The sequence below is a fragment of the Deinococcus aquaticus genome (assembly GCF_028622095.1).
Classification (GTDB): domain Bacteria; phylum Deinococcota; class Deinococci; order Deinococcales; family Deinococcaceae; genus Deinococcus; species Deinococcus aquaticus.
In genome coordinates this window covers 371,140-383,530 of sequence record NZ_CP115165.1, presented here as the reverse complement: position 1 = coordinate 383,530, position 12,391 = coordinate 371,140, and the positions used below count along the sequence as shown (strand labels likewise).

The 12,391-nt window shown below is 66.7% G+C and carries 13 protein-coding genes and 1 tRNA gene; 11 read left to right on the top strand and 3 right to left on the bottom strand.

Annotated features, from left to right (window positions below; genetic code table 11):
* Window positions 1–6: 6 nt before the first annotated feature.
* Window positions 7–945, bottom strand: coding sequence for an endonuclease/exonuclease/phosphatase family protein (locus M8445_RS01920; RefSeq protein WP_273989270.1), 939 nt, complete (start codon window positions 943–945; stop codon window positions 7–9).
* A gap of 122 nt (window positions 946–1,067) precedes the next feature.
* Window positions 1,068–2,789 (bottom strand): GTPase HflX, encoded by a 1,722-nt coding sequence (hflX, locus tag M8445_RS01915; RefSeq protein ID WP_273990805.1) that lies wholly within the window; start codon window positions 2,787–2,789, stop codon window positions 1,068–1,070.
* A gap of 278 nt (window positions 2,790–3,067) precedes the next feature.
* Between hflX and M8445_RS01910 the strand changes: the two genes are divergently transcribed.
* The gene (locus M8445_RS01910) at window positions 3,068–3,532 is read left to right on the top strand and encodes a hypothetical protein (protein WP_273989268.1); all 465 of its coding nucleotides are present in this window, start codon (window positions 3,068–3,070) and stop codon (window positions 3,530–3,532) included.
* 47 nt (window positions 3,533–3,579) lie between these two features.
* On the opposite strand, the gene M8445_RS01905 is transcribed toward M8445_RS01910, so the two are convergent.
* A tRNA-Ser gene (locus M8445_RS01905) sits at window positions 3,580–3,669 on the bottom strand.
* 379 nt (window positions 3,670–4,048) lie between these two features.
* Here M8445_RS01905 and rpsL point away from each other — a divergent pair.
* From rpsL to rplB, 10 genes are all read left to right on the top strand, one after another.
* On the top strand, window positions 4,049–4,453 hold the full coding sequence (gene rpsL, locus M8445_RS01900; protein ID WP_055363465.1) for a 30S ribosomal protein S12: 405 nt from the start codon (window positions 4,049–4,051) through the stop codon (window positions 4,451–4,453).
* Window positions 4,454–4,623: 170 nt separating this feature from the next.
* Window positions 4,624–5,094, top strand: coding sequence for a 30S ribosomal protein S7 (gene rpsG, locus M8445_RS01895; RefSeq protein WP_055363464.1), 471 nt, complete (start codon window positions 4,624–4,626; stop codon window positions 5,092–5,094).
* Window positions 5,095–5,261: 167 nt separating this feature from the next.
* On the top strand, window positions 5,262–7,355 hold the full coding sequence (gene fusA / locus M8445_RS01890) for an elongation factor G (protein WP_273989264.1): 2,094 nt from the start codon (window positions 5,262–5,264) through the stop codon (window positions 7,353–7,355).
* 172 nt (window positions 7,356–7,527) lie between these two features.
* On the top strand, window positions 7,528–7,968 hold the full coding sequence (locus M8445_RS01885; protein WP_273989263.1) for a hypothetical protein: 441 nt from the start codon (window positions 7,528–7,530) through the stop codon (window positions 7,966–7,968).
* A 513-nt stretch (window positions 7,969–8,481) separates the two neighbouring features.
* Complete coding sequence (gene tuf, locus M8445_RS01880; protein ID WP_273987408.1) at window positions 8,482–9,699, top strand: elongation factor Tu; 1,218 nt, start codon at window positions 8,482–8,484, stop codon at window positions 9,697–9,699.
* Between the two features lie 5 nt (window positions 9,700–9,704).
* Window positions 9,705–10,028, top strand: a complete 324-nt coding sequence (rpsJ, locus tag M8445_RS01875; protein ID WP_014685998.1) for a 30S ribosomal protein S10 — start codon at window positions 9,705–9,707, stop codon at window positions 10,026–10,028.
* The gene (rplC, locus tag M8445_RS01870) at window positions 10,025–10,645 is read left to right on the top strand and encodes a 50S ribosomal protein L3 (RefSeq protein WP_273989259.1); all 621 of its coding nucleotides are present in this window, start codon (window positions 10,025–10,027) and stop codon (window positions 10,643–10,645) included. Before rpsJ ends, rplC begins: the two co-directional genes overlap by 4 nt.
* A gap of 3 nt (window positions 10,646–10,648) precedes the next feature.
* Entirely contained in the window at window positions 10,649–11,254 is a 606-nt protein-coding gene (gene rplD / locus M8445_RS01865; RefSeq protein WP_273989257.1) for a 50S ribosomal protein L4, read from the top strand.
* Complete coding sequence (locus M8445_RS01860) at window positions 11,251–11,538, top strand: 50S ribosomal protein L23 (RefSeq protein WP_055362773.1); 288 nt, start codon at window positions 11,251–11,253, stop codon at window positions 11,536–11,538. The genes rplD and M8445_RS01860 overlap by 4 nt, the downstream gene beginning before the upstream one ends.
* 13 nt (window positions 11,539–11,551) lie before the next feature.
* On the top strand, window positions 11,552–12,385 hold the full coding sequence (gene rplB, locus M8445_RS01855) for a 50S ribosomal protein L2 (protein ID WP_273989255.1): 834 nt from the start codon (window positions 11,552–11,554) through the stop codon (window positions 12,383–12,385).
* Window positions 12,386–12,391 lie beyond the last annotated feature (6 nt).

Genomic DNA, 12,391 nt, shown 5'->3' with positions numbered 1-12,391 from the left:
AGGGGGTCAGTCGGTTTGTTCTGGGCGGTACTCGGCCAGCAGGGGCCGATGGTCACTGAGCGCCCAGGGCAACACCTGAATCCGTGTGGGCGTCAGGTCCCGGGCCATCAGGTGATCAATCCGCAGGTGCAGCGCGGGAAAGGTCCAGCCCGGCCCGCGCCCCGCGAGGTCATGCGTGTCCGGCCCGAACGCGGCCCGCAGTTCGCGGTACACCTGCCCGCGCGGTGGGGTGTTCAGGTCGCCGCCCAGCAGCATCCGCCCCGGCATCGTGGCCGCGACCGACCGCAGCAGCTCCACCTGCCCGGCGCGGGCGTCCCGCGTGCGCCGCACCCGCGCCAGATCACCGCTCAGGACCGAACTGACCTGCACGGTCCCCAGGTGCGCATTCACGACCGTCAGCGGCTCGCCCCGCCACTCCAGGCGCGTGACCAGCAGTTCGCGGCGGTTGCCCGGCAGCGCCTCCGACCGGCTGCCCAGCAGCGGCAGGCGCGTCAGGGTCATGACCTCACCTGCCTCCGCGACCGCGTACCCCGGCAGGGCATTCAGGAACGCCGCCCGGAAGTCCGGCTGCACGAACCGCGACTCCTGAAGCAGCAGTACGTCCGGGTTCAGGGACCGCAGGTGGCCCGCCAGTTCGTCCGGCGTGGTGCGCGCGCCGCCCAGCACGTTGAAGGTCACGACCCGCAGCGTTGGCTGGGTCCCCGTTGCGTGGGCCCGCCAGTGCAGCAATCCCGCGCCCGAGGCAGCCAGCAGCAGGGCCGCTAGGGCCACTCGCCGCCCCTGGTGCCGCCACAGCGCCCACGCCAGGGCCGGCAGGGTCGCCAGCACCCACAGCAGCGGCGGCGCGTACGCCAGCAGCAGCGTGGGCAACGTCCGCTCGGCCGGCCACTCCCCCAGCGCCCAGGTCAGGCACACCAGCAGCAGCGTCATCCAGGCGAACTTCATGGGGCGCAGTCTGCCGTATCGGGCAGGGCGCGCCGTCCACCCAAAGAAAGCCACCCAAGGAAAGGGGGAGAGGCTGCCTCGCCCCTCCCCCCGTCATGACTGGCTATTTGGCGGTGCTGCGCTCAGCGGTACTGGGCGGCCAGATCCCGCGCCTCTTCCCGCGCGGCGAGTTCCTGGCGTTGCACCAGGGCAACCGCGTCGGTCAGGGCGTCCTTGAGGTCGCCAAGGCCCACGTTCCGCAGCGCGCTGACGGGAATGCCGCCGTCCGTGCGGTCGATCTGGCGTTCCAGCGCTTCTGGGTCGGCGGCGTCGGCCTTGTTCAGCGCCACCACGGTCGGCAGGTCCCGGAAGCCCAGGTCTTCCAGAATGCGGTTCACGGCGTCCAGGCGGGTGTCCGCGCCGGGGCTGGCGGCGTCGACCACGTGCAGCAGCACGTCCGCGTCCCCGATCTCCTCCAGGGTGGACCGGAACGCGCGCGTGAGGTCCTTGGGCAGGTCACGGATGAAGCCCACGGTGTCGGTCAGTACGACCGGCCCGATGCCTTCCAGGTAGCCCTGGCGGCTGGTGGGGCGCAGCGTGGCGAACAGTTTGTTCTCGGCCAGCACGCGCCGGGGCTCCTCGGCGGCGTGCGTGAAGGTGTTCAGCAGGGTGCTCTTGCCCGCGTTGGTGTACCCCACGATGGAGATCACGGGCACGGCGTTGCGTTCGCGGGTCTTGCGGCGTTCCTCGCGGCGCTGCGCGACCCCTTCAAGCTGCTTCTCGAGGAAGGACAGCCGGTCGTTGATGCGGCGGCGGTCCAGCTCCAGTTTCGTCTCGCCGGGGCCGCGCGTGCCGATCGCTCCGCCGGCCGCGCTGCCGCCGCCCCCGCCGATGCGGGACAGGGCCGCGCCCGCGCCCAGCAGGCGGGGTTTCATGTAGCGCAGCTGCGCGAGCTCCACCTGCAGGCGCGATTCCACGCCCTGCGCGTGCAGCGCGAAGATATCCAGGATCAGCTGCGTGCGGTCGATGATCTTCAGGCCCGTGGCGGCCTCGATCTCACGCGCCTGGGCCGGGCCGAGTTCCTGGCCGAAGATCAGCAGGTCCGCGTCCAGGTGGTAGGCGCGGCTGGTGAGTTCTTCCAGCTTGCCCGCCCCGACCAGGGTGCCGGCCTTCAGGTTCTTGCGGTACACCAGTTCCTTGTGCACGACCTCCGCCCCGGCGGTGCGGGCCAGTTCGGCCAGTTCGTCCAGGCGTTCCTCGGCGTCGAATTCCCCCTGGTCGATCTGCACCAGAATGGCGCGCTCGTGGTCCTTCTTCGACTCGCGGGTGCGGGCGGCGCGGGCGATTTCCTCCTCCAGCGCCTGCACCTGCGCGCCCAGGTCGAACTCGTCGATCTGGAAGGTCGGGACGGGCGGCAGGATGCGCCAGTCCTCTTCCTCGCCGACCGTGCCGGGGGGCGTCAGGTGCGCGGTGTGCACCAGTCCCGGCTGGCCCTCGTTCCGCACCTCGACGGCCGTCACGGCGTCCAGGCGGCGCAGGAACAGCGTGGACAGGTCGCCCTTGCTCAGGCCGCCGCCGCGCGGGTGGGTGTGCAGCAGGTGAAAGCCGCTCAGGCGGTTCTCGCCCATGCGCAGGTCCGGGAATTCGGTGCCCTTGGCGTCGGCCACGCTGACGCTGATCACGCGGCCACGCCGGTCGATCAGCACACTCACCTCACGGCGGATGTCGTTCGACAGTTCCGCGAGATTCCGCGCCAGTTCCGGCGAGCCCACGCGGCCCGGATCGATCCGGCGGCGGTACAGGTTCCCCAGGGACTTCAGCTGTGCGGGCCTCAGGCCCGAGGTGTTGCCGTGTACTTTATCTATCTTCGGTCACTTCCTTGTGGGGTCCCGTGGGGCGGGCGCCGGGCCGGCGTCCACTGGACGGGAGAGAGGTGCTGGTCGGGATGGGACAGACGCACTTTCAGGCCACCCGGACATCGTCCGCGTGGCGAGAGAGACGTGGGTTCCGGCATTGACCCCAGTTTACGGCAGGGGGTCAGGGCGGAACGTGTGCATTCACCGCAAGGTCTTGATCATCGTGCCCCCACGGTAGGGGAGGGCACGGCCGGAATGCATCCGCCACCTGACGTACCATCGCTGTGATGCCTCACCGTGAACTCCTGCGTGACACCCTGCGTGAAGTGCTGTACGGTCCCGGCGGCCTGTGCGGCCTGTTCAGCGAGCCCGGTGAGGGCCTGCTGCACGCCGCTCACGCCTTCACGGCCGCTCAGGCCCGCGCGCCGCACTCCGGTCAGCCCAGCGTGGCGGCGCGCGTGATGACCCTGCGCCACGCCCTGCAACTGACGGCCGCGACCCTGACCGACCCGCACGCCCTGCTGATCGACCCCACCGACCCTCACACCTGGGCACCTGCCGACGACGCCGCGTGGCGCGCAGAGCTCGTGGCGCTGGCCGGTGCCGGGCAGGCGCTCTACGACGCCCTGTACCGGCCCCTCAGCGCCGAAGGGCTGCGAGAGGCACACGGCGCGGTCGTGCAGGCGGCGCGCGAGGCGGCCGTGCTGCGCTTCATCCGGGACACCCTGCCGGCCGGGTCGTCACGGGGCTGAAAAGCGAGCGCCGGACACCCTGAAAGGGGATATCCGGCGCTCGTGGTTGGCGAAGAGGGTGGGATTCGAACCCACGGTACAGTTGCCCGTACTTCAGTTTTCGAGACTGACCCATTCAACCACTCTGGCACCTCTCCGCACCTGTGATGATCGCCTGAACGGGCGTCCGGGAGTGTAGCACAGCCGCCGGCCCGCGCAACAGCCCCGCCCCGGTTCTCCCGCCGCGCCCCCGGCACCCTTGCGCGCAGGGGCCACGCAGAGTATGCTGCCAAGGTTGAAAACTGCCCCGGCTTCCGGGTTGCACCAGGGGGGTTTTTCGGCATGCCACCCCAACCCCGTGCCCGCCACCGCCGATCTTCCCGGATTTCCTCCGGAACATCAGGCAGGCCGTGCGCCCCGGGTACCGGCGGTGAGTGATCACCTCCAGACAGATCCCGCAACCCAGCGCCGCCCCGTACGCGTGGGCGGACCCGCCCTCCCGCAAGCAACTGCTTAAGAACCTAGGAGTGATTCACCCTGCCTACCACCCAGCAACTGCTCCGTAAGGGTCGCAAGACGATCCAGAAGAAGAGCAAGGTCCCTGCCCTCAAAGGCAGCCCCTTCCGCCGCGGCGTGTGCACGGTCGTCAAGACCACCACCCCCAAGAAGCCGAACTCGGCTCTGCGTAAGATCGCCCGCGTGCGTCTGTCCAGCGCCTTCGAAGTCACCGCGTACATCCCCGGTGAAGGCCACAACCTGCAGGAGCACAGCGTCGTGCTGATCCGCGGCGGCCGTGTGAAGGACCTTCCCGGTGTGCGTTACCACATCGTGCGCGGTAGCCTCGACACCCAGGGCGTCAAGGACCGTAACAAGAGCCGCTCCAAGTACGGCACCAAGAAGCCCAAGGCCGGCGCCGCCGCTGCGGGCGCGAAGAAGAAGTAACCGCTTCTCCGGCGCTGGGGCCCCGCCCCACGCCCGGGTCCGCGTGACCTTCGCCGTGAGCCGGCTCCGTCCCCCACAGGGGTGACAGCCAGTGAAGCAAGTTATTCGCGCCTGAGCGCGCAATCCTCGCCCGGTCAACAGTGGACCGGACGGGGCCAAAGGGAGTCAACATGGCACGTCGCCGCCAAGCAGAAGTGCGCGTCATTCAGCCCGACCTGGTCTACCAGGACGTGCTGGTGAGCGCGACCATCAACCGCATCATGCAGGATGGCAAGAAGAACCTCGCCAGCCGCATCTTCTACGGAGCCATGAAGCTCGTGCAGGAACGCACCGGCCAGGAGTCCCTGAAGATCTTCAAGCAGGCCTTCGACAACGTCAAACCCCGCGTCGAAGTCCGTAGCCGCCGCGTCGGCGGCAGCACCTACCAGGTGCCCGTCGAGGTCAGCGCCCGCCGTCAGCAGAGCCTCACGCTGCGCTGGATGATGGCCGCCGTCGAGAGCCGCCCCGAGCGCACCGCCATCGAGCGCCTCGCCGGTGAAATCATGGACGCCGCGCAGGGCCGTGGCGGCGCCATCAAGAAGAAAGACGACATCGAGCGCATGGCGGAAGCCAACCGCGCCTACGCGCACTACCGCTGGTAATCTCACTTCACGTCCCCCCTCTGCGGGGGGCTGAAGGGAGCGAGACGGACGGCGGCCCGCCCGCCGTCCATTTCGCATGAGGCTCAGGCCTCGCCGCGAACCTCACGCCGAATACGTGCCGAGCTGACGGTGACGAGACACGTCACCCGACAGAATCAGGGAGTCTTATGACCACCAAAGCCCAGAGCTATCTGACCCACTTCCGCAACATCGGGATTGCCGCGCACATCGACGCCGGTAAGACCACCACCACCGAGCGCATCCTGTACTACACCGGACGCACCCACAACATCGGCGAAGTGCACGACGGCGCCGCCACCATGGACTGGATGGAGCAGGAGCGCGAGCGCGGCATCACCATCACCGCCGCCGCCACCACCGCCAAGTGGAAGCACTCCGCGACCGGCGAAGAGTACACCGTCAACATCATCGACACGCCCGGCCACGTGGACTTCACCATTGAAGTCGAACGCAGCATGCGCGTGCTCGACGGTGCCGTCGCGGTGTTCGACTCCAGCCAGGGCGTCGAGCCCCAGAGTGAGACCGTGTGGCGTCAGGCCGACCGTTACGGCGTGCCCCGCATCGCGTTCAGCAACAAGATGGACAAGACCGGCGCCAGCTTCGAACTGGTGCTGAACGACATCAAAGAGCGCCTCGGTGCCGTCGCCGCGCCCATCCAGTACCCCATGGGTGCCGAGAACGAGTTCAAGGGCATCATCGACATCGTGCGTCAGCGCGCCCACTTCTACACCAACGACCTGGGCACCGACATCGAGGAAACCGACATCCCGGCCGAGTACGCCGACAAGGTCGTCGAGATCCGCGCGCAGCTGATCGAAGCCGCCGCTGAAGTCGACGAGGACCTGATGATGAAGTACCTCGAAGGCGAGGAACCCACCGTCGAGGAACTCGTGGCCGCCATCCGCAAGGGCACCATCGAGAAGCGCATCTTCCCCGTCCTGTGCGGAAGCGCGCTGAAGAACAAGGGCGTGCAGCTGCTGCTCGACGCCGTCATCGACTACCTGCCCAGCCCGCTGGAAGTTCCGGCGATCAAGGGCAAGATCGAAGACAGCGAAGAAACCCAGGAGTTCCCCGCGGACCCCGAGGGCAAACTGGCCGCGCTGGCCTTCAAGATCATGGCCGACCCCTACGTGGGCCGCCTGACCTTCGTGCGCATCTACTCGGGCACCCTGCAGTCCGGCAGCTACGTGTACAACGCGACCAAAGAGAAGCGTGAACGCGTGGGCCGCCTGCTGCGCATGCACGCCAACAGCCGCGAGGAAGTCACCGAACTGAAGGCCGGGGAACTCGGCGCCGTGATCGGCCTGAAAGACGCCGGCACCGGCAACACCCTGATCGGCGACGGCGACGACAAGGTCCTGCTGGAAAGCATCGACGTGCCCGAGCCCGTCATCAAGCTCGCCATCGAGCCCAAGACGAAAGCCGACCAGGAAAAAATGGGCATCGGCCTGCAGAAACTGGCCGAAGAGGATCCCACCTTCCGCGTGGAGTCCGACCAGGAAAGCGGTCAGACCACCATCGCCGGCATGGGCGAACTGCACCTGGAAATCCTGGTGGACCGCCTGCGCCGCGAGTACAAGGTCGAAGCGAACGTCGGCGCCCCCCAGGTCGCCTACCGCGAAACCATCACCAAGCAGGTCGAGGTGGACAGCAAGTTCGCCCGTCAGTCCGGTGGTCGCGGTCAGTACGGTCACGTGAAACTGCGCGTGGAACCCCTGGAACCCGGCGCTGGCTTCATCTTCGAGAACGCCGTCGTCGGCGGCACCGTGCCCAAGGAATACATCGGGCCAGCCCAGAAGGGTGTTGAAGAAGCCATGCAGAGCGGCCCCATGCTGGGCTTCCCCGTGGTCGACGTGAAAGTCACCATCTACGACGGCAGCTACCACGAAGTGGACTCCTCGGAAATGGCCTTCAAGATCGCGGGCTCCATGGGCCTCAAGGAAGCCGTCCAGAAGGGCAGCCCCGCCATCCTGGAACCTGTCATGCGCGTCGAGGTCACCGTGCCCGACGACTTCATGGGCGACATTATCGGCGACCTGAACAGCCGCCGCGGCCAGATCCAGGGTATGGAAGCCCGCGGGAACGCGCAGATCGTCAAGGCCTTCGTGCCCCTGAGCGAGATGTTCGGTTACGCGACCGACATGCGCTCCAAGACCCAGGGCCGCGCCAGCTACAGCATGTTCTTCGACCACTACACCCAGGTGCCGAACAACATCGCCCAGGCGCTCATCAAGAAGTAACCTGAGGCCATGACCGGTTCCCTCCCTTGGCGGGGGGCGGCCGGGCCCAGGCAGCAGCGGTACGGAATTTGGCAGGAGGGGGGCAGGCTCGAAAGGGTCTGCCCCCCTCCCGTCTGTCGGGGTGCCCGCCGCGAGAGCGGATGGGCAGGGCGGGGCGTTACTCTGAGAGGTGATGACTGTGCCTCCTGATTCCCAGCCTTCTGAAGCCCGGACCGACAAGCCCCTGCCGCCGCCCCCGCCCCGGCTGGCGTTCATCACGGTGCCCTTGCTGATCGCGCTGTTCTACAACGCTTTCTCGCTGCTGACCCTGCCGTTTGCGGCGCCCACCCTGAACGACATGCTGGACATGCTGGGGCAGGGGGGAACCCCGGTGCGACTGGACGAGGCACAGATCTCGCTGGTGCTGTGGATTTCGTTCGCGTTGACGGCCGCGTTGATTCTGTGGCTCTACTTCACGCGCCGCGCGGTACTGGAAGGTCGCGCGTGGGGGCGGGTGTCTACCATCGTGATTGCGGTCCTGAGTCTACTGGCCCTGCCCTTCGGTCCGATTCTGGGGATCATCATGTTGATCGGCGCGTTCGACCGGCAGGTGCAGGCCTTCACCATTCGCTAGACGCCTGGGCTGTTCGGCATTCAGGCTGCGTGGCAGCGGGACGGGGGAGGGAAGTGCTGCGGCGCTTTCCTCCTCTGTCTGTGTGGTCCCCAGAGAGCCGAATGGGGCGCGGACACCGTCCTGAAAAGTTGGACGCCGACAGGATGGCGATTCATGCCGGCCAAACGATGACCCGCTCCGAGAACGGCCGTCCAGACTGTCCTGCGCCACCTGTAGCTCCCCTGGCTCTGACCTTCTCTCTGCATATCCTGCCGGCTGCCACTTGTACTCAGGCCAGAAAACCTGTACCCTAACTCTTCGGTGCGCCGTGTTATTCACGGGTCCAGTTGCGGGGCCACCCCCGCAGCGAAGGAACGGAATGATTCCGGCGCAGCGTGCCAGCTTGGCGGGACACTGCCCTGGCGAGATTCAACCCAATGTGGGTCACGCCACCAGAACCCTGCGGAATGCGCGGGGGGAACCCGATCAAAGGGCCGGTTTTGCGTGTGTCCACCTCTTGGAGGGAGTAAGAACATGGCTAAGGGAACGTTTGAACGCACCAAGCCCCACGTGAACGTGGGCACCATCGGTCACGTCGACCACGGCAAGACCACCCTGACTGCGGCCATCACTTTCACCGCCGCCGCCTCGGACCCCACCATCGAAAAACTGGCCTACGACCAGATCGACAAGGCCCCCGAGGAAAAAGCCCGCGGTATCACCATCAACACCGCCCACGTCGAGTACAACACCCCCAGCCGCCACTACAGCCACGTTGACTGCCCCGGCCACGCCGACTACGTCAAGAACATGATCACCGGAGCCGCCCAGATGGACGGCGCCATCCTGGTCGTGTCCAGCGCTGACGGCCCCATGCCCCAGACCCGCGAGCACATCCTGCTCGCCCGTCAGGTCGGCGTGCCCTACATCGTCGTCTTCATGAACAAGGTCGACATGGTCGACGACGAAGAACTCCTCGAGCTCGTCGAAATGGAAGTCCGTGAACTCCTCAGCAAGTACGAGTTCCCCGGCGACGACCTCCCCGTCATCAAGGGCAGCGCCCTGCAGGCCCTCGAAGCCCTGCAGGCCAACCCCAAGACCGGCCGCGGCGAGAACAACTGGGTTGACCGCATCTGGGAACTGCTCGACGCCGTCGACAGCTACATCCCCACCCCCGAGCGCGCCACGGACAAGACCTTCCTGATGCCCGTCGAAGACGTCTTCACGATCACCGGGCGCGGCACCGTCGCCACCGGCCGTGTCGAGCGTGGCGTGGTGAAGGTTCAGGACGAAGTGGAAATCATCGGTCTGCGCGACACGAAGAAGACCACGGTGACCGGGATCGAAATGCACCGCAAGCTGCTGGACAGCGGCATGGCGGGCGACAACGTGGGCGTGCTGCTGCGTGGCGTGGCGCGTGACGACGTGGAGCGCGGTCAGGTGCTGGCGAAGCCCGGTAGCATCAAGCCGCACACGAAGTTCGAAGCGAGCGTGTACGTGCTGAGCAAGGACGAAGGCGGGCGTCACAGCGCGTTCTTCGGCGGGTACCGTCCCCAGTTCTACTTCCGCACGACGGACGTGACAGGCGTGGTGGAACTGCCCGAGGGCGTGGAGATGGTCATGCCCGGCGATAACATCACGTTCGTGGTTGAGCTGATCAAGCCGATCGCGATGGAAGAAGGCCTGCGCTTCGCGATCCGCGAGGGCGGCCGTACCGTCGGCGCCGGCGTCGTCGCCAAGGTCCTGGAGTAATAGCAATGGTTGCCCCGAAGATTCGCATCAAACTGCGTGGCTTTGACCACAAGGCGCTCGACCAGTCCGCCAGCAAGATCGTGGACACCGTGCGCCGCACCGGCGCGGACGTGAGCGGCCCCGTGCCCCTCCCCACCCGCATCCGCCGCTTCTGCGTCCTGCGTTCCCCCTTCGTGAACAAGGACAGCCGCGAGCACTTCGAGATCCGCACGCACAACCGTCTGGTGGACATCATGAACCCCACCAAGAAGACGATTGACAGCCTGATGACCCTCGACCTGCCCACCGGCGTCGACATCGAGATCAAGACCGTGGGGGGCCGCGCATGAAGGGCATCCTCGGCACCAAGATCGGCATGACCCAGATCTGGAAAGGCGACCGTGCCGTTCCCGTGACCGTCGTGCTGGCCGGCCCGTGCCCCGTCGTTCAGCGCAAGACCGCGCAGACCGACGGCTACGAGGCCGTGCAGATCGGTTACGCCCCCAAGCGTGAAAAGAGCGTCAACCGTCCCGCCGCGGGTCACTTCAAGAAGGCCGGGGTCAGCCCTGTGCGCTTCCTGCGTGAATTCCGTAACTTCACCCCCGAAGGTGACACCGTCAGCATCGACATCTTCGCCGAAGGCGAGAAGATCGACGCGACCGGCACCAGCAAGGGTAAGGGCTTCCAGGGCGTCATGAAGCGCTGGAACTTCAAGGGTGGTCCCGCGAGCCACGGTTCCAAGAAATGGCACCGTCGTCCCGGTTCCATCGGCCAGCGTAAAACGCCCGGCCGCGTGTACAAGGGTAAACGCATGGCCGGCCACATGGGCATGGAGCGCATCACCGTCCAGAACCTGGAAGTGGTCGAGATCCGCGCTGACGAGAACATCATCCTGGTCAAGGGTGCAATCCCCGGCGCCAACGGTGGACTCGTCGTGCTGCGCCAGGCTGCCAAGGGAGGCAAGTAAGACATGGCGCAGATCAACGTCATCGGCAAGAACGGGGGCCGCACCATCGACCTCGAACTGCCGGAAGTGAACAGCGGCGTCCTGCACGACGTCGTCACCTGGCAGCTCGCCAGCCGCCGCCGCGGCACGGCCAGCACCAAGACCCGCGCTCAGGTGAGCGCGACCGGTAAGAAGATGTTCAGCCAGAAAGGCACCGGTAACGCCCGTCACGGCGACCGCAGCGTCCCCAGCTTCGTGGGTGGCGGTGTGGCCTTCGGCCCCAAACCCCGCAGCTACGGCTACACCCTGCCCCGCAAGGTCCGCCAGCTGGGTCTGGCCATGGCCCTGGCTGCCCGCCAGGACGAAGGCAAACTGGTTGCAGTGGACGGCTTCGACGTCGACGGCAAGACCAAGAACTTCGTGTCATGGGCCGCTCAGAACGGCATGGACGGCAGTGAACGCGTCCTGATCGTCACCGACGACGCGCAGACCCGTCAGGCTGCCCGCAACGTCATCTGGGCCACCGTGATGCCCGTCGCCGGTCTGAACGCCTACGACATCCTGCGCCACGAGCGCCTGGTGATCGACGCGATCGCGCTGGAACCCGCCCAGGAAGGGGAAGAGGCATGAGCCACTACGACATCCTTCAGCAGCCCGTGATCAGCGAGAAGGCCTACGCCGGCATGGAACGCGGCGTGTACACCTTCTGGGTGAGCCCCAAGGCCACCAAGACCGACATCAAGAGCGCTGTTCAGAAAGCGTTCGGCGTGACCGTGATCGGCATCAGCACCATGAACGTCCCCGGCAAGCGTAAGCGGGTCGGCCGTTTCATCGGGCACCGTGCCGACCGCAAGAAGGCCATCGTGCGTCTCGCCGAAGGCCAGAAGATCGAGGCCCTCGAAGGCCAGGCCTAAGGAGAGATTGAACATGGCCGTCAAGAAATACCGTCCGTACACCCCCAGCCGTCGCCAGATGACGACTGCGGACTTCAGCGGACTGACCAAGAAGCGCCCCGAAAAGGCGCTCACCACTGCCCTCCCCAAGACCGGCGGACGTAACAACCGTGGCCGCATCACCAGCCGATTCATCGGCGGTGGCCACAAGCGCCTGTACCGCATCATCGACTTCAAGCGCCGCGACAAGGCCGGCGTGACCGCCAAGGTCGCCGCGATCGAGTACGATCCCAACCGCAGCGCCCGCATCGCCCTGCTGCACTACGCCGACGGCGCCAAGCGTTACATTCTGGCCCCCGAAGGCCTGATGGTCGGCGCGACCGTGAACGCCGGACCCGAAGCCGAACCCAAGCTGGGCAACGCCCTGCCGCTGCGCTTCGTGCCCGTCGGTGCCGTCGTGCACAGCGTCGAACTGGTCCCCGGTAAGGGCGCCCAGCTCGCCCGCAGCGCCGGTACCAGCATTCAGGTGCAGGGTAAGGAAAGCGACTACGTGATCCTGCGACTGCCCAGCGGCGAACTCCGCCGCGTGCACAGCGAGTGCTACGCCACCATCGGTACGGTCGGCAACGCCGAGCACAAGAACATCAACCTCGGTAAGGCCGGCCGTAGCCGCTGGCTCGGCCGCAAGCCCCACCAGCGTGGTAGCTCCATGAACCCCGTGGATCACCCCCACGGCGGCGGTGAAGGCCGCACCGGTGCCGGCCGCGTGCCTGTGTCCCCCTGGGGCCAGCCTGCGAAGGGTCTCAAGACCCGTAAGAAGCGCAAGAACAGCGACCGCTTCATCATCACCCGCCGCGGCGGGAAGTAAGGAGGG

Bases quoted from the DNA above. Each gene is read 5' to 3' on its own strand.
- M8445_RS01920 (WP_273989270.1), bottom strand. From the start codon at position 945: ATGAAGTTCGCCTGGATGACGCTGCTGCTGGTGTGCCTGACCTGGGCG.
- M8445_RS01910 (WP_273989268.1), top strand. From the start codon at position 3,068: ATGCCTCACCGTGAACTCCTGCGTGACACCCTGCGTGAAGTGCTGTAC.
- rpsG (WP_055363464.1), top strand. From the start codon at position 4,624: ATGGCACGTCGCCGCCAAGCAGAAGTGCGCGTCATTCAGCCCGACCTG.
- fusA (WP_273989264.1), top strand. From the start codon at position 5,262: ATGACCACCAAAGCCCAGAGCTATCTGACCCACTTCCGCAACATCGGG.
- M8445_RS01885 (WP_273989263.1), top strand. From the start codon at position 7,528: ATGACTGTGCCTCCTGATTCCCAGCCTTCTGAAGCCCGGACCGACAAG.
- tuf (WP_273987408.1), top strand. From the start codon at position 8,482: ATGGCTAAGGGAACGTTTGAACGCACCAAGCCCCACGTGAACGTGGGC.
- rpsJ (WP_014685998.1), top strand. From the start codon at position 9,705: ATGGTTGCCCCGAAGATTCGCATCAAACTGCGTGGCTTTGACCACAAG.
- rplC (WP_273989259.1), top strand. From the start codon at position 10,025: ATGAAGGGCATCCTCGGCACCAAGATCGGCATGACCCAGATCTGGAAA.
- rplD (WP_273989257.1), top strand. From the start codon at position 10,649: ATGGCGCAGATCAACGTCATCGGCAAGAACGGGGGCCGCACCATCGAC.
- M8445_RS01860 (WP_055362773.1), top strand. From the start codon at position 11,251: ATGAGCCACTACGACATCCTTCAGCAGCCCGTGATCAGCGAGAAGGCC.
- rplB (WP_273989255.1), top strand. From the start codon at position 11,552: ATGGCCGTCAAGAAATACCGTCCGTACACCCCCAGCCGTCGCCAGATG.